The organism is Ureibacillus sp. FSL W8-0352 (assembly GCF_038004345.1).
Classification (GTDB): domain Bacteria; phylum Bacillota; class Bacilli; order Bacillales_A; family Planococcaceae; genus Ureibacillus; species Ureibacillus thermosphaericus.
Genome location: NZ_JBBOQT010000001.1, coordinates 37,921 through 59,598, shown reverse-complemented (window position 1 = coordinate 59,598; position 21,678 = coordinate 37,921). Strand labels below are relative to the sequence as shown.

Sequence of the window (21,678 nt, the reverse complement as noted above, 5' to 3'; positions counted from 1 at the left end):
CATTCTCCCCCTTTATGAATTAGTTCAACGCTAAAACGTGGAGTATCATTTGTGCATTCTGCGGAAAACGAGCATCGTGTCTAGTAAAAACAACATATTCATCCAATATTTCCTTCTTTACGTTTCCGTAAAGAATCAGACGGTCAAAACGAAATGCTAATGCGGTTGACGTTTCTTTTTGGACCGTTGACAATATCAAAATTCTGATTTTAGGGTACATAAAGCTAGGAAACATTGTTAGTTGATAAGGATTCTTGTCGTCCCACGTAAGCAATCCTTCTTTTAATTCTTTTGGCAATTTATCTTCTACCGCTTGATACGATAAGAAATGAACCGGTTTTCCGCTAATTGGTTCCACACATTCATTTCCCGTATCAATGAATCCTTTCAACGAATATGTTTTTTGAAAAAGCTCTAATTCACAATCAACGACAAAGGATTGTTGCAACCTTTCTTTTGTCATATTTCTCCACTTCGAATGAATAAAAGTTAAACTAAGAACAGCGATACTTAAACAGAAGATAAAAAAAATAAGATCAGATTGTCTAAGTAAAAAAGGTAATAAACTTGTGAGCAAACCACCTAGAAAAAAGGTGGCGACAAGCAACACTGTTCCTTGTTTCAACAGTGTTTGAATTCGAAAGGAGAATGCGAGTCCAATTAATAAAAGAAAACTTGCAACTGCTCCTATAAATGTGTGATAAAGTATTGAAGACACGAGTCCGCTAATGAATGCACTGAATAACAATCTTCTTTTCCTTACATACAATCCCGTTATTTCCTTCGTAAACTTTAATAAAAAGTAATTAAATAACGTATTGTATAGTACGAGTAATTCTCCAATCATTTTAGCGTCCTCCTATTGATAGATTAACACTGTCTTCATGTGGAAAATGTCAAAACGTTGTAGGGAAAGCGGAGTTTTTATTGACAAAATATTGCATATACCGAGAAAATATGCATAAAAAAAGGAACAATCTAGCGTAATTTTTAATACGCTATATTGTTCCTTTGCTACTTTTTTCGTTGATAGATAGATATTTTACTTGAGAAAATGTCGAATTTTCTATTTTTGTGTAACATTATTTCTTAATATAAAACAAAGGTACTGTTACGGGTTTCGATGACGACGATTTCTTAAAAATGTTGGAATATCTAAAATATCTTCTTGTTGATTGCGATTATATTCCGCTTGCTGTTGCGGTTCTGTATTGCGTTCCCGCATTGGTTGTTGCTGTTGTTGTTGAACTATGTTTGGTTGTGAGCTGCGAGTATTGAAAGAAGGTCTTACACTTTGTGTGTTTTGAGGTGCAGCATCATCTGAAAAGCCCGTTGCAATTACTGTTACAATGATTTCATCATTTAAGTTTTCGTTAATCACTGATCCAAAAATCATATTCACTTCTTCATCAGATGCGGATGCAACGATATCCGCTGCTTCTTGCACTTCAAAAAGACTTAAATTTGTTCCTCCAGTAATATTCATAATGACACCTTTCGCGCCATCAATGGAAGTTTCAAGTAGTGGACTGGAAATTGCTTTTTTCGCAGCTTCAGTCGCACGATTTTCACCAGAAGCAATACCGATACCCATGAGTGCTGATCCCTTATTGGACATAATTGTCTTTACGTCCGCAAAGTCTAAGTTGATGAGACCTGGTGTAGCTATCAAGTCGGAAATCCCTTGCACTCCTTGACGTAATACGTTGTCAGCTTCACGGAAAGCTTCAAGCATTGGAGTGCTTTTATCAACAATTTGTAATAGTTTATCATTCGGAATGACAATCAGTGTATCCACCGCTTCTTTCATTGCAGCAATTCCACTAATTGCCTGTGTTTGTCTCTTCTTTCCTTCAAAGGAAAACGGTCTTGTCACAACTCCAACAGTTAATGCTCCCAAATCCTTTGCAATTTGCGAGATAACTGGTGCGGCACCTGTTCCAGTTCCTCCACCCATGCCAGCAGTGACAAATACCATATCTGCTCCACGAACAACTTCTTCAATTTGTTCTCTACTTTCTTCAGCAGCTTTTTTACCAATTTCAGGATTTGCCCCTGCACCTAATCCACGAGTCAGTTTACTACCAATCTGTAATTTTATTTCCGCTTTTGATAGTTTTAAAGCTTGAGCATCTGTATTTACTGCAATAAATTCAACACCTTGAACTCCATGTTCAATCATTCTATTTACAGCATTATTTCCACCGCCGCCTACACCAATTACTTTAATATTGGCTAGCTGGTCAATATTCGTATCAAATTCTAACATTCTTTCTCCTCCTGCCACACTAGTCTAAGTTTTTTATATTCTTCTTTTTATTTATTCAAAAAATTTATCAAATAACCTTTTTGCTTTATCGATAACGCTCGATTTATTACCGTTATCAGCTTTTTCAGATGCATGAGATTGTTTTTTAGGAGGAGTAGTAACTGAACCTACCGCTTGATAAACAGGTGCTTTCGATACCGGGCTTCTTCCAAAAAATTCATCTTCCATATGTGCATAACAAATTAAGCCAACAGCAGTTGTAAATGAAGGTTCTCGAACGCCGATATAATCAGGAATATAGATTCTCACGCGCGTTTGCAAAACTTGGCGTGCAAGTTGAGCAATTCCTTCTAATGAAGCAACACCGCCTGAAATGACGATTCCACCAGGTAAATCTCTTACTCCTAAGCGAGCTAATTCGTCTAAAACGAAATCAAACAATTCTTCCAAACGGGAACTGATAATTTCCGCTAAAAATTTTTGGCTGTACTCTTCTGTAGCATCTGTACCTACAACTGGCACTTCAAATACTTCCTCATCCGAAGCATCATCATAGAAGGCATGTCCATATTGTCTCTTTATTTTTTCGGCTTGTTCAGTTGGAGTTTTTAATATGATGGATAAATCTTTTGTAATATGGTCGCCACCAATCGGAACGACTCCTATATGAGTTAACAAGCCATCTTCAAATACGGCAATCGTGGTTGAACCACCACCAATATCAATAAATGCGGTACCTTGATTCTTTTCATCTTCCGTTAAAGCAAAATATCCTGCTGCTAAGGGTTGCAAATAAATTTCTTTAATATCAAGTCCTGCACGCTCTACACATCTCAAAACATTATGCAATAATGTGCGAGATGTGGTAATCATTGTGGCATCCATTTCGAGTCGAATACCAATCATGCCGCGGGGATCTTTAATTTCATCCAAGTTATCGACTATAAATTGTTTTGGAATTAAATTGACAAGTTCCCGCTCCGGTGGTATCGACATCACTTGAGCAGATTCAAATACTCGCTCTAATTCGTCATCTGTAATTTCACGATTTTCGCTATTAACTGCCACAACACCTTTCACTGGCTGTAAGGCTGTTTGATTTGCAGGTATCCCTAAAACGACCTCTCGAATTTGTATTCCCGTCATTCGTTCTGCCTGTTCAACGGCTTTTTTAATTGATTGAACGGTTGCATCTATATCAACAATTGCACCTTTTCTAACGCCATTCGTTTTGACATTTCCAACTCCTATAACATGCAACTGGCCATCTGTTACATCTCCAATTAATACTTTAATAGAAGAGGAACCTATATCGAGTGAAATATATATATTTTGATGGTTCATCTCACCGCACCTCCTTCGAATGCTACTACACTCATTTTATTTTAAAATACTATATATGTCTAAGTAAATTCTTGTATAACATAATACATAATAAAATTCTACAGCTATTATACAGTTTTTTCATCCTTTTTTACATGTCTGTCTTCCCACTTTTGTATCAAAATTCGTCGAATGATTGCAATATTTTGAAAAAGTCTGACTCCAAAGGCAAAAACTGCCGCTAAATATAAGTCTACTCCCAAATGGACACCTAAAAAAGCAAGTCCAATAGCTAACGCGATATTAAAGAAAAATCCTGAGATAAACACCTTATCATCGTAAACTTGTTGCAAATTTGCCCGAATTCCTCCAACAATGGTATCTAGCGCAGCAAGTACAGCTATTGATAAGTAATTTTCATATACTGAAGGAATTTGAATATCGGTCAATAAACCTAAAGTTAATCCTAATATCAATCCCAAAAATGGTAACCACATATTCTAATCCCCTTCACTCTTCAGCAAATAAGTATTAGTCAAATCCCCATCATAGGCATCAATCGTAATCTCCTCTTTTGCTGGGTGTATTGTCAACATCAAATTATCGAGATAAAAATCATCTTGAAAAGTCGAAGCATATAAATAGCTATGAAGTTTTTCTGCTTGTTCAAAGTTTTCCGTAATAATATAAATATCTACATTTGAATTACTTATTGGAACACTGTTGACAGTCGTTTTTCCATTGATATCCCGAATGGCAGTTGTATGAACAATTCTCTGTCCATCTATTTCGATATAAAGACCGTTATAACGATATATTTCGTTCACAAGTCTCATTAAAAGATCAGGGGATATTGGTTCCACTCTATAGCCGCTTAGAATCAATTCTTCTGCAGGCCTAATATTTAAATGGACTCCTGGACCAACCACTTTTGAAAGACCTGCCCTCTCCCTTAAATTGTCAACAGTTGATTGTAATACTTTTCCTTGTTCTTCAATGTTTGCATCTTCATATTCTGCAGCAATTTTTTTTAATGAAACAATTTCGTTTAATAGTTCAGAGTGCACTTTTTTTTCTTCTGATAGCTCTTGGCGTATTTCCCAAATGTCTCTTGTATCTCGAGATTCAGGTTTTTGTATTGTATTATATTGAACAGCAATCATTAACCCTACAATAAAAGAAATGATCGTGATTCGAATGACTACTTTCTTTTCCACCTGCCTGCCCCCTTTTTAAGAATTTATTGAAGGCATTTCAATATTATCCAAAGCTTGAATGATTACGATAATTGAATCATTTAATAATTGATCAAAAACTCCACCTGCTATTTTTAAGGAAGAAATTAATGTTTCTGAATTTCCAATTGCTTCAATTTCAAAAGGAGCAGGATATTGTTTTCCATCCACCGTAATCACAGGACCATTGCAATGAATATAAGAATTTGGTTTCAATCGATGTCCATTTATAGCAATTGCTTCAGCACCGGAAATTTTTAATTCATTAATGACCATAAAAATATGACTTTCATGAACAATATAGTCATTTGGATTTGTCGATTTCGGGTTGTAATGTCCGTCTTTTAGTGTAACTCTGATTCCTTCGCCATGAGCGGGCAATTCGCCTAGTATTAGTCTCAACTTTTCTGCTTCCTGTGCTAATTCTTTATAATCATTTGTATTTTCAGTAAAAGACTTTTCATATTCTCTTATTTGAGCTTTTAATGCATTGAGCTCATCCAACAATTCTTTATTTTTCTCTTGTTGCTCAATAAGCTCTGTGCGGTATATATCTTCCTGTTCTAAATAATTCGAATCAAATTGTTTATCATCTCTTGCCAAATTATAGGCATAACCAATAATGAAACCTGTTACGATACTAACGAATAGAAGGATAAAATGTTTTCTCTTAAATTTATTTTGTCTTTTCTTATGAAGTGGATTCATCATTTTCCACATCCTGTTCTTCCTTCTCACTATCAGTTTGCGTACCTATATTCAAAACCTTATATTCTTCTGAATAGGGTTTGTAATAAGAACCAACTTCAATATCGATAATTCCCTTTTCATGCTCTCCAGTGTTTTCGATTTGAGCAACGATTGCCGGATAATATTTAAGTTTTTCAGCTAGAGAAGTAATTTCCGCCCTCACTTCATAGCCATCGTTCATAAACAATGTAATCGCAAATGGATCCGTTTCTGTAGAAGCTAAATTAATTTGTGAAATTAACGCTAGCACCTCTTCATCAAGTTCAGCCAATTCTTTTAGTACCAATTTCCTTAATTCGTCATCATGGAAATGCAAAAAGATTGGTGCATCAATTGGAGGAAATTCTTCCGATTTTTTATAAACAACCCCATTTTCCAATATCGGGTAAAAATGATTATTTTCAAAGATGTAGGCTACTTTTCGATATTCTTCTATTTCAATTTCTACTGTTGTAAGCAATTTTCGCTTCACAACTACATGTTTGACCCATTCATCTTGTAAAGTTTCTTCAACGTTTGAAATTTTAAACCCCCACATTGAATGGCCGATTTCAAGTCCAGACTTTTGTAAATAATATTCTTTTTTTGCTAAGTCCGCTCCATGCACCGTAATTTTTTGTATATTACTATAAGGAGATTGGAAATAAAGGAGTAAAAATAACGTCGCTACAAATAGTGATATGATGACAGCAAACTTTATGTTTGTTCGTCTTCTTCTTTTTTTCTTCAAAGTTGGTATGCGTTCTTCTATATCAATAACTTTGTCCATTTTTACTCCTCCTTTCCAATTTATACGGTTCGATTGGATATTGAAACGATGACGCCAACAATAAACCAAATAATCATTAACGAAGTACCGCCATAACTAATAAATGGTAATGTCACACCAGTTACAGGAATCAGCCCGATTACAACACCAATATTTAACGCTGCTTGAAAACCAATCATTGCTACAAGGGAACTAATGGCGAAAAAATCAAAGCTTCTAGTTGCTTGCAGAGCTAATCCTATTCCGGAATAGATAAATAAACAGAACAGTCCAATGATTAAACAACCGCCCAAAAAACCGATTTCCTCTAAAATAATTGAAAAAATAAAATCATTTTGCGGCTCTGGCAAATATAAAAATTTTTGTCTACTTTGTTGAAATCCATGCCCGAGTAACCCAGCAGGTCCAATGGCTAGCAAAGATTGTACCGCTTGGAAACCGCTTCCTAATGGATCTTGCCATGGATCAATGAAAGCCTCAATTCGTTTCAAGCGATAAGGAGCCGTAGCAATTAGACCGATTAATCCGGCAACACCAAGTAAGATAAATGCCACATACAGTTTTATTGGATATTTTGCAATAAAGAGCAATATAAAAGAGGATACAATTAAAATAAACACAGATCCGAAATCGGGTTGTAACATGATTAAAGCACTTGGGATTAGAATGATGAGGAAGTGCTGGAGTCGGACAACCCGTTCACCGTTTGGCACTTTGCTTAATAGAAAACTTAAATACATTAATGTCGTAATTTTTACTAATTCGGCAGGTTGAACTGTCAATGGGCCAATTCCGATCCAGCTTTGTGATCCATTCCGCTCAAGACCAATTCCTGGAATTAAGACAAGAACAAGGAGTACGAGAGAAAATATATATAAGCTAATCCATGTTTTTTCATTGTGAAATATCGGCATATTCGAAACAATGTAGAAGACAATTAATGCCAATAAAAGATAAATGGATTGTTTAATGTAAAATGGAATTTCACCTTCATAGTGAATCGCACTCCAATATGTACCTGCCGAATAAATGAAAATTACACCAATAATCGAAAGTATGAATGCCGAAATAATAAATAGCCTTTTATACGTAAATTTCAGGGATGGCATCCTTTCCTAAATAATTTTTGCTTCAAAATCAAGTTGGCATTTTTTAAGAAAGCTTCATTGCCGCCTCGATAAATAAATCTCCTCGCACTTCAAAACTTTTATATTGATCCCAACTAGCACAAGCTGGTGACAATAATATAACGTCGCCATTCTCAGATAGTTGCGCAGCCTTTTCAACAGCTTCCTCGATATTTGTAGCAATTTCCCATTTCTTAACATTGCAAGATTTTGCAAATTCGATAAATCGGTGTTTCGTTTCGCCCAAAGCTACTACCGCTTTTACATTCTTCATTGCTTCACGCAATTCTTCAAAGGAATGTCCTCGATCAAGTCCACCGGCAATTAATACAATCGGCTGATGAAATGCTTCTAAAGCTACTTTTGTTGCTAAGCAATTCGTCGCCTTGGAATCGTTATAAATTTTTCGACCTTTCCATTCACGTACAAATTGAGTACGATGGCGAACACCAGAAAAGTTTTTTAACACTTCTTCCATCGCTGATTTGTCGCATCCATAAATGTTGCAAGCAGCAATGGCTGCTAATATATTTTGCAAATTGTGTTTACCAGGTAAAGCAATCAATTCTCGATGAATAAACGGTTCTCCTTCCCAGTAAATCATAGAATCATCAGCACTAATTCCTTCTTTCATGCGACCTTTTACGCTGAATGGAATTTTTGTTGCATTGGATTTACTTGCCCAATCTGCAACCACATTTTGATCTTTGTTAAAGATTAAATAATCTTCTTCTGTTTGATTTTTGGTAATACCAAATTTCGCTTTTGCATAATCCTCAAAAGTTCCATGATAGTCTAAATGTGCATCATATAAATTTGTTAACACTGCAATTTTGGGCTTAAATTGTTCAATCCCCATTAATTGAAAAGATGATAATTCCGTTACAATTACTTCATCAATGCTGGCATTTTCAGCTACACCGCATGCTACAGTCCCAATATTTCCAGCAATTTTCGGCTTGCGATTCCCCGCTTTTAACATTTCAAAAATTAATGTCGTCGTCGTCGTTTTGCCGTTTGTTCCTGTAATACCAATCATTGGTGCTTCGCTTACTAGATATGCTAATTCAATTTCAGTAATGACAGGTATATTCTTTTTCAAAGCATCTTTGACAATTGAATTTGTATAAGGAATGCCAGGATTTTTTACAACAAGTTCGAAACCTTCATCCAACAAATCTTCTGGATGTCTCCCACATATTACTGTAATTCCCATTTTCAATAGATTTTGAGCATCGGGATTTTCTTCGAATGGCTTCGCATCATTAACTGTTACAAATGCCCCAAGTTTATGTAGAAGCATTGAAGCTGCTACACCGCTTTTTGCTAAACCTAATACTAAAACTTTTTTATGTTGAAATTTTGTTGTATGAATCATAAATATGCCTCCGCTATCACAGCAATCATTGCTACTAGTAATGCCGTTGACCAAAATACAGCGACAACTTTTCGCTCCGACCATCCAGATAATTCAAAATGGTGATGGATAGGGGCCATTTTAAAAATGCGTTTTCCTCTCGCTTTAAAACTTACTACTTGAAGGATAACAGATAATGTTTCAATTACAAAAACTAGCCCAATAAGCAATAGCAATAATTCTTCCTTTACAATGACAGATACGAGTCCTAGAGCTCCTCCAAGAGCGAGAGAACCCGTATCTCCCATAAATACCTTTGCTGGATTCGCATTGAAAATTAAAAATCCTAGCAAAGCTCCTGTTACTGCAAAAGTAAATAATGCCACATCCGTCTGCCCATTAAATAGTGCGATGACGCCAAAGGCACTAAAGGCGATTGATGCTGTGCCAGCCACCAATCCATCTAAACCATCTGTTAAATTGACCGCATTGGAAAAACCAACGAGCCAAAAAATTAAGAAGGCCACGTAAAGTATTCCTAAATCAACAGACCAGTCGGTAAAAGGAATGCTGATGGAAGTATCAAATGTACCTAGCCTTAATAGTAAAAAGGCTAAAATGGAAATAATGATTTGACCGACTAATTTTTGCAATGAAGTCAAACCTAAATTTCTTTTAAAAACAATTTTAATGCCATCATCAAGTAATCCGATGACACCAAATCCTGCCAAAACTAATAACATAACAACGGATTGGGTAGTAAATAATTGAAGCATTTTTCCAACAACGATTGTAGTTGTAACGATGGAAATTAAGAAAATCACTCCACCCATCGTTGGCGTTCCGGCTTTTTTCATATGGGATTTGGGACCTTCCGTTCTAATACTTTGGCCAAACTTCAACCGTCGAAGTATTGGTATTATCAACGGCCCCAATATTACTGAAATAAGAAAGGATACTGCTAAAATAGTTATTGTTATTTCAATAGACATGTTAGATCTCCCTCAAAAACTTCATTCTGAATCGATTTCTACAATATCATAGATGGAAGCATGGTACTATTAACAAAATAAGGAAAGTTCCTCTCTTGTTATTGATAAACTCCCGCGAGGAAAAGCTTCCTTGCCGCAGGAGCAGTAAAATTCAATTCTATTTAATCTCCTAAATATAAATGAATCGTTCCATCCACTTCAATAATATTATCCGGTTCAGGCAATTGACTTTTTACAACTTTTCCTGTTCCATGCATTTCAATATGGAATGGGTATTGAAGCTTCATGATTTCATCCACTTTCATTCCAACTAAGTTTGGTACCCGTTCTGTCATTGGATCTCCCCAACGATACTGCTTTTCCAATTGCCCTTCCCGATTAACTTCCAAACCGATGATTGGCGCAATGTCTTCTATAATTTGCCCGACGATAGGTGCTGCAATGGTACTACCAAAAACGACTGAACTTTTCGGACTATCAATCGCAACATATACAACGACTTGAGGATTATTACTCGGCGCAAAGCCGATGAAAGAAACAATATAATCCCCAACCTTATATCGACCATTTTCTACTTTTTGAGCAGTTCCTGTCTTCCCACCAATACGCAGCCCATCACGATATGCGTTTCGTCCAGAGCCATTTGCAACAACAGATTCTAACGCATATCTTACCTTTTCGGAAGTTTGTTCACTGATAACCGTACGTTTTAATTCCGGTTGATTTTCAAGAATGATTTTTCCCGTTTCTGAATCAACAATTTTTGAAACGACATATGGCTTAAATAGTTTCCCTCCATTAATGGCTGCAGATACAGCTTGAACTTGTTGAATAGGCGTTACAGCAATTCCTTGCCCGAAAGACGTTGTTGCATGCTCAACAGGTCCAAAAGCTTCTTTTGAGAATAATATGCCGCTCGCTTCTCCGGCAATGTTTGATCCAGTCGGTTCACCAAAACCAAAGTTTTTAATGTACTGCAATAACTTATCTGGACCCACTCGATGCCCAAGTTCAATAAACCCCGGGTTGCAAGAATTTTCTACTACTTGTAAAAATGTTTGTTGTCCATGTCCCTCGCGCTTCCAACAGCGAAGTCTTGAATCTTCTACAATTGTATACCCCTTATCATAAAAAGTCTCTTTTTCTAAATCCACTTTCCCTTCTTCAATGGCAGCGGCTAGTGTAATGATTTTAAATGTTGATCCTGGCTCAAAAGTCATCCAAACGGGCAAGTTGCGATTATAAATTTCAGGTTTCACTTTTTCTAAGTTACTTGGATCGTATGTAGGATAAGAAGCAAGGGCTAAAATTTCTCCCGTATTTGGATTCATGGCGATTGCTAAGGCTTGTTCCGCATTATATTTTTTCATCGCTTGCGACAATTCTCTTTCAACCACTTGCTGAACTTCTAAATCAATTGTTAGTTGTACAGTTGCTCCTTGATGCCCTTCCCGCCACTCATCATCTACGTGTGGTAAAGTATTTCCTTTTGCATCCGTAAACAAACGAATTGCCGCATCTTTTGATGTGAGGTATTTGTCATATTGATATTCAATTCCTGCAAGTCCTTGCGTATCGTAGCCAGTGAATCCAATGAAACGGGATAATAAATTTCCATAAGGGTAATATCGAACATAATCGACACCTGTATATAGACCATCGATTTTTAACCCTTGAAGTTCAACAGCTTGTTCATAAGTAATGTTTTTTGCTTCTGGTGCAAGCTTTACTAAGTACGATTTTGAATTCATTTTTTCATATAACTTTTTTTCATCAACTTTTAAGACAGAAGCAATTTGTTTGGCAGCTTGTTCAATATTATCATTTTGTGCAGGCATAAAATACAAGGTCGGCGCTAATTTATTTGTTACAATGACTTCACCGTTACGATCGACTATTTCTCCTCTTTCTGAAGCGAATGGAATTTCTCGATCCCAGTTTTCCTTTGCCAGTTCTGTTAACTTGTCATGCTGAATAATTTGAACAATAAACAGTCGGACGATGGCGGCTATCACAAAAAGAATAAAGCCGTACAATACAATCCGCAACCGTTTTTTGGAGACGGTTGAAATCCACTTCATTCGACATCACACCTCGTTTTTTACAAGGTATGAAACGAACTTCTCATCTATTCAAAAGCTAAGCTAATCTTGGGGCAATTCCTCAGATTCCTCACCACTTATTAAGAATAATTCTTCAGGAGTTTTTAATTTAACAACGATCGGGGAGGAATCAGTAATTATTGTATTTTCTGATACACTTTGGCTTTCTACATAGCCTTCTCCTACGATTTCAATGTTTATACCGGACATCGCTTTATAGATTAGTAAATTTCTCAATGACCAATTTTCAAAAGAAGGCAATGTCACAACGCCATCCGTTTTTAAAAAGACGATGCTATCTTTTACCATCGAAACTCCTTCTTTCGGATATTGGTCAATAATTTCTCCGCCTTCACCAATGATAATTGTTTTTAAACCTTGACTCTCTAATTCTTGTTTTAAGTTCGCAGCTTTTTTCCCAATATAGTTCCCTATCGTTATTTTCTCTACAGGTTTCGCATCTTCTGGATTAATGTTTAAATATTTTAAGCTATTTTCCATTACAGGCTTAAATACTTTTTCCACCGGTTCAGAACCAATTTCAGTTCCTTTAAGTTTTGGTCTTTTCACTGCTACATAAACAATCAATTGTGGATCATCAACAGGGGCAAAACCTAAGAAGGAATATAAATAATTGTTTTTTCCATATAAATAGCCTCTTCCATTTGGATTCGGTATTTGAGCTGTACCTGTTTTCCCCGCAACTTCATATCCATCAATTTTATAGTTTCTCGCAGTACCTACTTCCGAAGTAACGGTAGAAGCCAAAATTGCTCTTACTTGTTTCGCTGTGCTTGCAGAAATCGGTTTTCCTTTTTCTTTCGGTTGATGATTTTCAATCACTTTTCCTGTGGAAGAATCCACAATTTTATCTATAACATATGGTTGCATCATAACGCCATCATTCGTAATGGCTGTCATGGCTTGCACTAGCTGTATCGGCGTCACAGTAGAACCTTGTCCGAATGAAGTTGTTACATAGTTAATTGGATATCGGGATAAAATTGTTCCTGTTACTTCTCCCGGCAAATCAATGCCTGTTTTTTTCCCGAATCCAAAGGCTTCTAAATAATCAATAAAAGTATCATTGCCCATTAGTTCTAGTAAATTGGCCATCGCAGTGTTGGATGAACGTTGGAAACCTTCTAAATAAGTAATTCTTCCCCAACCATGAATATTGTGGTCACGAATCGTTCTGTCCAACACCCTATAAGAACCAGATTGATACGTAGCATTCGGATGCCAATTGCCTGTCTCAATTGCAGCAGCTAAAGTAAATGTTTTCATTGTAGACCCGGGTTCAATTACTTCTTGTGTCACGTAGTTTAACCAGTTGTTTTCCAAACCAATTCTAGTTTCAGGATCGAATGTAGGACGTTGAGACAATGCAAGAATTTCACCTGTTTTTGCATCCACTACAAGGCCAACCATCGAGTCAGGATTATATTCTCGGTCCACATTTGTCATCGCATCTTCCAAGAAGTTTTGAATTGTTTTATCAATTGTTAAATAAATATTGTCACCATTTTTCGCTGGTTGTACCATCTTATCTCTGTTTGGCAATAAATAGTGAAATGCATCGCTTTCATATTCAATTTTCCCGTTTTCTCCAGTTAAATGTTCGTTGTAAATCAATTCTAATCCCATTTTCCCTACAGGAATAAACGTTCCATCCTCTTGCTTTTCTCTTTGCGTAAAACCAATTAAATGGGATGCAAAAATACCGTTTGGATAATATCGCTTCGTATCACTTACAAATTTAATACCAGGTAATTTTTCCTTTTCAATTTTCGTTTTGATTTCGTGACTGATTCCTCTTCCTGCAGAACCGAATTCAACTTGATAATAATATCCACCATTCGGCCTTCGTTTTGTTAATATCTTATAAATAGTCGATTCATCCATATCAATATAATTTGCTAATATTTCAGCTGTTTTTTTAGGATCTACAACATGTTGTGGGTTATTTGGGTTTGTTGTTGCAACTGGATTGACAACGGCGATTAGTCGATAGCTTAACGTATCTTCTGCTATTACATTTCCATTCCGATCTAATATTTTTCCGCGTTCAGCAGTAATCACCGCTTCCTTTTGGTACAATGCTGCAGCCCTTGCCTTTAATTCTTCTCCTTCAACTTGTCCAGTAATTTGGATGTAAGTAATCCTTAAGAATAATGCAAAAAAGAGCCCTCCATATAATAAAAACATTAGAAAGGCTCCCCATTGAAAACGAAATTTCTTTTTCTTCATTCTCCCGGCACTACCTTTACGTTATCTTCTTTAAGAGTTAAACCGAGTGAATTGGCTTTTTCCCAAATTCTTTCATATGTTGATAATTCGCTAACCTGTACTTTTAAATCCGCATTTTCTTTTTCAATTTCTGCGATTTCTCTTTCAATTTTTTGTATTTCAATCGTTGTTTTTTGAATTGAGCTTTGTTTATGTAATACGAATACAGATAAAGTTGCAACAACTATAACAAATGCGATATATAAAAACTTTTCCCTTGCTGTAATGATTTTACGTTGCTTCTTTTTTGCTTGCCTTGTATTTGGTTGATTGGTGGGTTGTTGATAGGGTATTTCTTGTTGTTGATAATATAATGGTTGCCTAACCCGAACTGCCATTTAGCCACGCCCTTTTTCATGAATTTTTTCAGCGATACGTAATTTTGCTGATCTCGCTCGATTGTTTGCCAACAACTCTTCCTCCGATGGAACAATCGGCTTTTTCGTAATATTTTTTAATACCGGTTGGAATTCATCTGGTACGATTGGTAAACCTGGAGGTAATTCTGGTAATGATGAAGCCTCTTTAAATATTGTTTTAACTATGCGATCTTCCAAAGAGTGGAATGTGATAACACTTATCCTACCGCCAATACGTAATAAATCAATGGCATCTGTCAGCGACTCTTCAATCGCCCCTAATTCATCATTCACTGCAATGCGAATTGCTTGGAAAACTCGCTTTGCTGGATGTCCACCTGTACGACGACGAGATGCTGGAATGCCCTCTTTAATTAAATCGACAAGCTGTCCTGTTGTTTCAATGGGTGCTTTTTTTCTTGCCATTTCAATTTTTCGAGCAATTTGCTTTGAAAATTGTTCTTCCCCATAACGGAAAAAAATACGCACTAAATCTTCATATGGCCATTCATTTACAATATGGTAGGCAGTTAGTTCTTGAGTTTGATCCATTCGCATATCTAAAGGAGCATCGTGCTGGTAACTAAATCCTCTTTCCGGAGTATCTAATTGGGGTGAGGAAACTCCTAAATCATAGAGAATACCATCAACTTTCTGAATATTAAGTTTATCCAATTCCTGTTTTATATACCTGAAATTGGAATGAACAAAATTCATTCTATCCTTATAATTTTCCAAACGTTTTTTCGCATGTTCAATGGCAGTTAAGTCTTGATCAAAACATATTAGTCTACCATTGCTAGAAAGTTGTTGAACTAAGTACTCGCTATGACCAGCACCACCTAATGTACAATCCACATATATTCCGTCTGGATGAATATTTAAGCCATCGACAGTTTCTTTTAATAGTACAGTTGTGTGATCAAACATGAAATGATTGCTCCTTCATCGATGTATTCGCTAGAAGTCAAAGCCAATAAGATTTTCTGCAATATCATTGAAAGATTCCTCTGCTTCGTTGAAATATTCTTCCCAAAGTTCTTTAGACCATATTTCAATCTTAGTTGAAACACCTAAAATAACACATTCTTTTTCAAGTTTTGCGTAAGTAGCAAGATTCGAAGGGATGTTAATGCGCCCTTGTTTGTCTAATTCAACTTCGGTAGCCCCAGAAAAGAAGAACCTAGCAAATGCTCTTGCATCTTTTTTCGTCATTGGCAAGTCTTTCAGTTTTTCTTCGAGCTTTCGCCATTCGTTCATAGGATAACCAAAAAGACAGTTATCAAGCCCCCGTGTAATGACAAAAGTATTTCCTAATAATTCACGGAATTTTGATGGTATGATTAAACGTCCTTTGGCATCAACAGTATGTTGATATTCTCCCATGAACATGCTACTCACCCCACTTTAGTAAATAATGTACCACATTCCCCCACTTTCCACCACATATTTCTTCGCATAGTTTGTAAACTTTTCACAAATTATGCCAATTGTACTCCGTAAACAGAGCAGTGTATAAGAAAAAAGAATTAAAAAAGCTATCTCCTACGAGATAGCTCTAAAAAAAATAGAAAAAACGCTATAATTTTATCAAATAATGATAATTCCCAATTTTCATTGGTAATTGTAATAAGTGTGTAATAAGACTAAAGCCATAAAGATTTAAATATTGATATGGGTTAAATACACGTTCTTGGAAATTGTTGTTTGGATACAACTCACTTACAATTGTATTCAACCGGCGAATTGTGTGATGATGTTTTAGTAAGACTTCTTGTTTGATTTTTTGACTTAAATAATCAAGTTGCATATTGTGGTAATTCTTATTTCTTTCTAATATCCTTTCCAAATGGAGCTGTTTCGCATTCAATAGTTGTAATAACTCATCATATTGCTCGTCTAACATCTTTCTGATTCGCTGTATTTTTTCCTCTGCTTCAACCTCTTGAATATCCTGAATAAATTGTTTCATTATTTTTTGCACTTCACCAGCCATAACATCTTCAAAAGTTAGTTGATATTCAAAAAGCAGTTGTTCTACACGACGAGTAATAAAAGTAATATTTAACCTTGGGGCTAAAATCGGCATTTGTAAGTCTAATACTTCAAATGCATCTTTTAAAGCCGCCCAATAATGAAGTTCTCCAGGACCAGCCACAAAAGCCAATACTGGCAAACACATTTCTTGCATTAAAGGTCTCGTTACCACATTATTACTTAGTTGTTCTGGTGATTGTTCAGCAATTTGTAAAAGTTCTTCAAGGGTAAATTTTACGTTTGCAGCCGAATTAACAAATAAGCCATTCTTTCTTTCGAGTAAAAATCGTTCTCCATTTCGCACATAAAAGAGGTTCGCATTTTCCTCCGTTGCAACAATCGGAGTACCATACCCTCTCTTTTCTAATAATCGTTCCTTTTCAATTACTGCTAAACTAATCTCCTCATTTTTTTCGATGATTCGCTGGAAAAAAGTGGTTTGATATTGTCGAAATGGTAGAAACGCCGAATCGATCATTAGCAGTCCTTCATCTTTAAATAAATCATTCATTAAACGAGCGAAGAAATCAGTAAATGTTTCACTGTCATTCATATGTCGCAGTACCGAATGATAGAGATCATGCGTGTATTCCGTTTCACCATAATCTTTAAAAATTTCATCTATATAATCTTTCATTAACGAATGATCAAACCGAGTTTCGGAAGCAATTGTCTTTTTGCGAGGAGCTACGTCAAAAATTTTCTTTTTTGGCAATCCATCGACAATCGTATAAGTATGATTAATTTCTAAAATATCGTGGTCTTCACCCGCAATCCAAAAAATCGGTACGACATCAATACCTAGTTTTTCACTTTGTTCTTTCGATAGCAAAATAACACTAATTGCTTTATTAACAGAATAAAGCGGACCCGTCAACAATCCCGCTTGTTGACCACCAACAACTGCCAACGCACCTTTTTCTAATTTTTTTAGATTCTCCATTGATTTTTCTGAAATGCCAAAAGGCTCCATATACTGATAAATAACGTTACATAAACTTTTTCGATTATACGCTTGTTCTCTCAAATAATGAGCTCGTACTCGAAATGATTCATCTTTATATGGATATTGATAAAATGAGAGCAAATGTTCACTTTCCGCCCAATAATCAGATAACAATTGATTGTTAACTGGTGATAATTTTTCCAGTTTCATATTACTACTCCTCTACTTAACTCAATACGTTCATTTCATTGAAAGTAAATATTTATTCCTGTTATATTGTAATCTTTGAAACATTGTCTGAAAAGAAAATGGCTCAATCTATGTAATAAAAAATATAATACTTTGAATAATGCCTACAATCCAAACAATTGTATAGATGAAAATTAAATATAAAAATTGCATGCGCCATATTCTTCTCAATAAAGGAAATACTTTAATTTCTTTTTTCCTTTTCCATTCTTTATAAGTCATCAACATCGCAATCAATATGGAAATTACAACGGCTACAATACTTATTGTAGAGTTCCATAGGGTTGCAATGGAGAGGGTGACGGAGAAAAATAAAAAAAAGGTCGTGATATCTGCTGCTAAACTAAAACTACTGTCCGCCTGTTTTTTCAAGTATTTCCGAAATAAAAGAAATGAAATAATGAAGGCAGTCATTGGCAATAAAATTAGGGTGCCAAAAATGTATGTTAAAACTAATTTCACGTTTTTTCACCCTCTAGTGACAACACTAAATGATATAACGTTTTTAAAGTCGGTAAGCTTTTACCTTTTAATTCTGCTTTTTTTATGATTGCTCCGACAATCGATTCCACTTCTGTTTTCTTATTCATTAATCGATCTTGTAACATCGAAGAAGTGTTAGAAGCTGTTTTTTCGCACAACGAAACAACATCTTCAAATGAGACAATCATTCTTTGTTCAGGGAAAGCATTCATTAATTCTTCATATAAATCTTTTAACAATTTTTTTGCATGAATATTGTTGATTAATTCGCCGTTTTTTACTTGCAACACAGCTGTCAAGGGGTTGATAAAACAATTATATAACGCCTTCTCAAAAAGCATTTTTTCAGCATCATCGACAAATTGTAAAGGAAACAATTCGCTTTCTATCCCGCGTAACAATTGAAAAACCTCGTCATTTCCCCTTTCAACTGCTAATTTTAACACACCAATTCCATTATGAATAACTGTATAATCATTTACCTTTTGTGCACCGAATTGACATGAGCCAAATCCAATAGTCTGTTGAGGAAGTTTCAGCGCTTCTTCAAAATGAGCTAAACCGTTTTGTACAAATAAAATTGGTATGTCCTGTGGCAGCTTCTGAAGTTGCAGGAAAACTTCTTGCAGATGTGTATATTTTACTGCCACAATTACTAAAGATGCTGTCGCAATTTCATTATATGTAGTCGTAACATTCACATATTTCTTCGTAATAGTTCCATCCAAATTATTTCTATAAAGACCATGTTTTCGTATTGCTTCTTCTTGTTTTAGCCTTCGAACTATTAACGTTACTTCATATTTTTCAGCTAAAAACGAGGACATCAACATTCCGACAGAACCTGCACCAATAATAACTATATTCATACGCGCTTCCCTCTTTATAACTTATTTATTCCATTAAATTGATGTTAATTGTTTTGCTGGTTTGTACATCCTTATTTTTTCAAGAACGAAAACGACAAAAAGGTGTGACCGAAAGAGTGTCACACCCTTTTTTCATATTATACTGGAAATATTTGAAGTTTTCGATATTTAACCGCAGCTTCCTTTACCTTGATTGATGGATGATGGTGATAAAAAAGAGGAATAATGGCGATTATTGCTGCTGTTTTTGCTGTTGTTGTTCGATGAATATTGCACCTTGTTGAAGCCATTTTAGCACTCTATCATGCTCAGTTTGAAGCTCTCGATATTTTAGTTCTAATTCATTGTATGCTTCTGTCAATTCATCAAAACTATTAAGAGCAAGCTTTAAGTGGCTTCGCATTAATTGCTTTGGTCGTTTTCTAACACTATTTAACATTTGACCATATTGTTGCCTTAATGTTTTATTCCAGCGGAAACCGCAAGCCTGCTTTGTTCGATTCAGCACTTGCGCAGCCTCAGCAAACGCTTCTAATTGAGTTCTTCCATTTTGTACAGCTGTGATGACAATCTCTGCTAATTTTTCGTCATCTTCAGCTGTCCATTGATCTTTCCTTCTTTTCCCTTCCATACTTATCACCTCTCATTTTTTTACTACTATATGCAAAAAGAGAGTAAATAGAATTAAAGAACATAGAAAAAAATAGGTTGCGACATATAATAATTTTGTCGCGACCTATTTTCAAATGGATATAACCGATTATTCAGTAGTATTGTTGAAGACAATATTTTGTATTATTTATGATTGCTTGATTTTGATAAGAAGCGTTCAACTGCTTTTTCATGATCTTCACTTTCCCAAAGTTTTGCACAAAGTTTGATTTCTTCCATAACACGTCCATACATATTTCGCTCTCTCCATTTGCGAAGTTCAATCTCTTTATATGCATGATGGACAGAAGGATGAATTTTTTTCATATCTTCAATAAACGCTTCCAATGCTTCTTCTTTTGGACCGTCAAATATTCTCATAGCCCAACCAATTTCATATAATTGCTGAGCAGTGTATGGCTTCGCATCAATCAGCATTTTTAATGCACGGTCATGACGCAATCCACGTTCAAATAAATACGTACCGCCACCCCATCCGGTCGTAATTGCCAACGTTCCTTGAATAAATCCGCATTTTGCATGACTTGCCACCAAACGAAAATCACATGCTGTAGCGATTTCACAACCACCCCCAACGGCTGTCCCGTTAATTAAGGCAATGGTTGGAACATGCAATGTAGCAAGTTCATATAATATATTTCCCATTTTGCTTAACATACCAAACGCTTCTTCAGCCGTTTTTAAACTATGAAATTCCGTCAAATCTCCACCAGAACAAAACGCTTTATCCCCCGCTCCAGTAACAACTAAAAATCGCACATCTCTGTTCTCTTTAATATGTTTAATTACTTGTTTTAGGCCATTCATTACTTCGTCATTTACTGCATTTCTCTTTTCTTCTCTATCAATAGTAAAAGTTAGAATACCGTCCTTTTGTTCAATTTGGTAAGACAATGAATACATCCCCTTTTTGATATTATTTCAACATAATACGATATGTTTTCATAGTAATAAAGGTTTTAAATTTTGACAACAATTGGTTTTTACCTATTTCATGAACAATGCAAAAAAAGACTATTAGAGAGCCATGGTCACTCTAATAGTCTTTCGTAAGCAGCGTATAACGAATCTACGCTTTATTATTTACTTACCACTTCTTTACCTTTGTAATGTCCGCAAGATTTGCATACATGGTGAGATAAAGTTGGTTCACCACAATTTGGACAATTCACCATACCAGGTACTGATAATTTGTAATGTGTACGGCGTTTTCTTTTTGCAGTTTTAGAAGTTCTTCTAAATGGTACAGCCATGATTGGCACCTCCTTGCAGATTTATTCATCTGTTTTTGATTGATCAAAAAACTTAGCTAATCCAGCAAGTCTTGGATCCACTTTTGGTTCGTCATTTACTTTTTGACTAACGTCTTTTTCTGTTGAATAACTCCAGTCTTTTCCACCTTTAATAGTACCTTCAGTACCTTCTTTAAATACTTGCATCGGCACTTCAAGAAGAATGATTTCTTCTAAGACTGGCTTCAAATCGATGACTTCTCCATCTATGTAATGGATATCTTCATCTTCTTCATTTCCCCGAAGTTCTGGATCAACCCAGCTAAAGACTTCTACCGTCTCAACTTCAATAGGAAATTCAACATCCTCCCAAGTACGAGCACAAGGGAGTAATAAGGTCGCTGTCAAAGTAAACTGACAAGTCATTTGTGAACTTCCGATTGTACAGTGACCTTTTACATGAACGGGTGAAATATCGCGAATTTCTTGATTTCGCTTTTTCACTTCATCCAATTGCACAACTGTATCGATCGGCATTCCTTTATGGCGATACTTCGAAAGTTGATGAATTGACCATTTCATTCACGAATCACCCCGAGACAACAATGTTGATTATAT

General features: G+C 35.7%; 22 protein-coding genes. All 22 read right to left on the bottom strand.

The genetic code is table 11. The features are described 5' to 3' along the window. Window positions 1-19: 19 nt before the first annotated feature. Window positions 20-847: a sigma-E processing peptidase SpoIIGA gene (locus tag NST98_RS00315; RefSeq protein WP_340433065.1), complete on the bottom strand. Its 828-nt coding sequence runs from the start codon at window positions 845-847 to the stop codon at window positions 20-22. Between the two features lie 264 nt (window positions 848-1,111). Next, window positions 1,112-2,269, bottom strand: a complete 1,158-nt coding sequence (ftsZ, locus tag NST98_RS00310; RefSeq protein WP_340714099.1) for a cell division protein FtsZ — start codon at window positions 2,267-2,269, stop codon at window positions 1,112-1,114. Window positions 2,270-2,320: 51 nt separating this feature from the next. Next, the gene (gene ftsA, locus NST98_RS00305) at window positions 2,321-3,613 is read right to left on the bottom strand and encodes a cell division protein FtsA (RefSeq protein ID WP_340433058.1); all 1,293 of its coding nucleotides are present in this window, start codon (window positions 3,611-3,613) and stop codon (window positions 2,321-2,323) included. A gap of 107 nt (window positions 3,614-3,720) precedes the next feature. Next, complete coding sequence (locus NST98_RS00300) at window positions 3,721-4,089, bottom strand: small basic family protein (protein ID WP_340704276.1); 369 nt, start codon at window positions 4,087-4,089, stop codon at window positions 3,721-3,723. A 3-nt stretch (window positions 4,090-4,092) separates the two neighbouring features. Beyond that, on the bottom strand, window positions 4,093-4,809 hold the full coding sequence (locus NST98_RS00295) for a DUF881 domain-containing protein (protein WP_340704277.1): 717 nt from the start codon (window positions 4,807-4,809) through the stop codon (window positions 4,093-4,095). A 15-nt stretch (window positions 4,810-4,824) separates the two neighbouring features. Continuing rightward, entirely contained in the window at window positions 4,825-5,547 is a 723-nt protein-coding gene (locus tag NST98_RS00290) for a DUF881 domain-containing protein (RefSeq protein WP_340714098.1), read from the bottom strand. Next, window positions 5,519-6,346 carry a cell division protein FtsQ/DivIB gene (locus tag NST98_RS00285; protein WP_340714097.1) on the bottom strand — a complete coding sequence of 276 codons (828 nt, stop codon included), beginning with the start codon at window positions 6,344-6,346 and terminating at the stop codon, window positions 5,519-5,521. Before NST98_RS00285 ends, NST98_RS00290 begins: the two co-directional genes overlap by 29 nt. Window positions 6,347-6,366: 20 nt before the next feature. Further along, window positions 6,367-7,455, bottom strand: a complete 1,089-nt coding sequence (gene ftsW, locus NST98_RS00280) for a putative lipid II flippase FtsW (RefSeq protein WP_096550596.1) — start codon at window positions 7,453-7,455, stop codon at window positions 6,367-6,369. A 43-nt stretch (window positions 7,456-7,498) separates the two neighbouring features. Then, window positions 7,499-8,851, bottom strand: coding sequence for a UDP-N-acetylmuramoyl-L-alanine--D-glutamate ligase (gene murD, locus NST98_RS00275; protein ID WP_340433048.1), 1,353 nt, complete (start codon window positions 8,849-8,851; stop codon window positions 7,499-7,501). Beyond that, entirely contained in the window at window positions 8,848-9,822 is a 975-nt protein-coding gene (gene mraY, locus NST98_RS00270) for a phospho-N-acetylmuramoyl-pentapeptide-transferase (RefSeq protein ID WP_096550594.1), read from the bottom strand. The genes murD and mraY overlap by 4 nt, the downstream gene beginning before the upstream one ends. A 161-nt stretch (window positions 9,823-9,983) precedes the next feature. Then, on the bottom strand, window positions 9,984-11,903 hold the full coding sequence (locus NST98_RS00265) for a stage V sporulation protein D (RefSeq protein ID WP_340714096.1): 1,920 nt from the start codon (window positions 11,901-11,903) through the stop codon (window positions 9,984-9,986). 63 nt (window positions 11,904-11,966) lie between these two features. Then, window positions 11,967-14,174, bottom strand: coding sequence for a penicillin-binding transpeptidase domain-containing protein (locus tag NST98_RS00260; protein ID WP_445684015.1), 2,208 nt, complete (start codon window positions 14,172-14,174; stop codon window positions 11,967-11,969). Then, a complete protein-coding gene (ftsL, locus tag NST98_RS00255; RefSeq protein WP_096550591.1) occupies window positions 14,171-14,551 on the bottom strand; it encodes a cell division protein FtsL in 381 nt (126 codons plus the stop codon). Before ftsL ends, NST98_RS00260 begins: the two co-directional genes overlap by 4 nt. Then, entirely contained in the window at window positions 14,552-15,502 is a 951-nt protein-coding gene (gene rsmH, locus NST98_RS00250) for a 16S rRNA (cytosine(1402)-N(4))-methyltransferase RsmH (RefSeq protein ID WP_340714094.1), read from the bottom strand. A 30-nt stretch (window positions 15,503-15,532) separates the two neighbouring features. Further along, window positions 15,533-15,964: a division/cell wall cluster transcriptional repressor MraZ gene (gene mraZ / locus NST98_RS00245; protein ID WP_016837513.1), complete on the bottom strand. Its 432-nt coding sequence runs from the start codon at window positions 15,962-15,964 to the stop codon at window positions 15,533-15,535. Between the two features lie 187 nt (window positions 15,965-16,151). Next, entirely contained in the window at window positions 16,152-17,765 is a 1,614-nt protein-coding gene (bshC, locus tag NST98_RS00240) for a bacillithiol biosynthesis cysteine-adding enzyme BshC (protein ID WP_096550589.1), read from the bottom strand. Window positions 17,766-17,873: 108 nt separating this feature from the next. After that, window positions 17,874-18,266: a DUF3397 family protein gene (locus NST98_RS00235; protein WP_340714093.1), complete on the bottom strand. Its 393-nt coding sequence runs from the start codon at window positions 18,264-18,266 to the stop codon at window positions 17,874-17,876. Further along, a complete protein-coding gene (locus NST98_RS00230; RefSeq protein WP_340714092.1) occupies window positions 18,263-19,156 on the bottom strand; it encodes a ketopantoate reductase family protein in 894 nt (297 codons plus the stop codon). The genes NST98_RS00235 and NST98_RS00230 overlap by 4 nt, the downstream gene beginning before the upstream one ends. Window positions 19,157-19,388: 232 nt before the next feature. After that, complete coding sequence (locus NST98_RS00225; protein ID WP_016837517.1) at window positions 19,389-19,787, bottom strand: transcriptional regulator; 399 nt, start codon at window positions 19,785-19,787, stop codon at window positions 19,389-19,391. A gap of 164 nt (window positions 19,788-19,951) precedes the next feature. Further along, window positions 19,952-20,722 (bottom strand): enoyl-CoA hydratase/isomerase family protein, encoded by a 771-nt coding sequence (locus NST98_RS00220; protein ID WP_016837518.1) that lies wholly within the window; start codon window positions 20,720-20,722, stop codon window positions 19,952-19,954. 185 nt (window positions 20,723-20,907) lie between these two features. After that, window positions 20,908-21,081: a 50S ribosomal protein L32 gene (gene rpmF / locus NST98_RS00215; protein ID WP_016837519.1), complete on the bottom strand. Its 174-nt coding sequence runs from the start codon at window positions 21,079-21,081 to the stop codon at window positions 20,908-20,910. Between the two features lie 21 nt (window positions 21,082-21,102). Further along, the gene (locus NST98_RS00210) at window positions 21,103-21,642 is read right to left on the bottom strand and encodes a YceD family protein (RefSeq protein WP_340714091.1); all 540 of its coding nucleotides are present in this window, start codon (window positions 21,640-21,642) and stop codon (window positions 21,103-21,105) included. Between the last annotated feature and the right edge of the window lie 36 nt (window positions 21,643-21,678).

What these genes read in the sequence shown, in the direction of transcription:
- NST98_RS00315 (WP_340433065.1), bottom strand. Translation starts at nt 847, where the DNA reads ATGATTGGAGAATTACTCGTACTATACAATACGTTATTTAATTACTTT.
- ftsZ (WP_340714099.1), bottom strand. Translation starts at nt 2,269, where the DNA reads ATGTTAGAATTTGATACGAATATTGACCAGCTAGCCAATATTAAAGTA.
- ftsA (WP_340433058.1), bottom strand. Translation starts at nt 3,613, where the DNA reads ATGAACCATCAAAATATATATATTTCACTCGATATAGGTTCCTCTTCT.
- NST98_RS00300 (WP_340704276.1), bottom strand. Translation starts at nt 4,089, where the DNA reads ATGTGGTTACCATTTTTGGGATTGATATTAGGATTAACTTTAGGTTTA.
- NST98_RS00290 (WP_340714098.1), bottom strand. Translation starts at nt 5,547, where the DNA reads ATGTGGAAAATGATGAATCCACTTCATAAGAAAAGACAAAATAAATTT.
- NST98_RS00285 (WP_340714097.1), bottom strand. Translation starts at nt 6,346, where the DNA reads ATGGACAAAGTTATTGATATAGAAGAACGCATACCAACTTTGAAGAAA.
- ftsW (WP_096550596.1), bottom strand. Translation starts at nt 7,455, where the DNA reads ATGCCATCCCTGAAATTTACGTATAAAAGGCTATTTATTATTTCGGCA.
- murD (WP_340433048.1), bottom strand. Translation starts at nt 8,851, where the DNA reads ATGATTCATACAACAAAATTTCAACATAAAAAAGTTTTAGTATTAGGT.
- mraY (WP_096550594.1), bottom strand. Translation starts at nt 9,822, where the DNA reads ATGTCTATTGAAATAACAATAACTATTTTAGCAGTATCCTTTCTTATT.
- NST98_RS00265 (WP_340714096.1), bottom strand. Translation starts at nt 11,903, where the DNA reads ATGAAGTGGATTTCAACCGTCTCCAAAAAACGGTTGCGGATTGTATTG.
- NST98_RS00260 (WP_445684015.1), bottom strand. Translation starts at nt 14,174, where the DNA reads ATGAAGAAAAAGAAATTTCGTTTTCAATGGGGAGCCTTTCTAATGTTT.
- ftsL (WP_096550591.1), bottom strand. Translation starts at nt 14,551, where the DNA reads ATGGCAGTTCGGGTTAGGCAACCATTATATTATCAACAACAAGAAATA.
- rsmH (WP_340714094.1), bottom strand. Translation starts at nt 15,502, where the DNA reads ATGTTTGATCACACAACTGTACTATTAAAAGAAACTGTCGATGGCTTA.
- mraZ (WP_016837513.1), bottom strand. Translation starts at nt 15,964, where the DNA reads ATGTTCATGGGAGAATATCAACATACTGTTGATGCCAAAGGACGTTTA.
- bshC (WP_096550589.1), bottom strand. Translation starts at nt 17,765, where the DNA reads ATGAAACTGGAAAAATTATCACCAGTTAACAATCAATTGTTATCTGAT.
- NST98_RS00230 (WP_340714092.1), bottom strand. Translation starts at nt 19,156, where the DNA reads ATGAATATAGTTATTATTGGTGCAGGTTCTGTCGGAATGTTGATGTCC.
- NST98_RS00225 (WP_016837517.1), bottom strand. Translation starts at nt 19,787, where the DNA reads ATGGAAGGGAAAAGAAGGAAAGATCAATGGACAGCTGAAGATGACGAA.
- rpmF (WP_016837519.1), bottom strand. Translation starts at nt 21,081, where the DNA reads ATGGCTGTACCATTTAGAAGAACTTCTAAAACTGCAAAAAGAAAACGC.
- NST98_RS00210 (WP_340714091.1), bottom strand. Translation starts at nt 21,642, where the DNA reads ATGAAATGGTCAATTCATCAACTTTCGAAGTATCGCCATAAAGGAATG.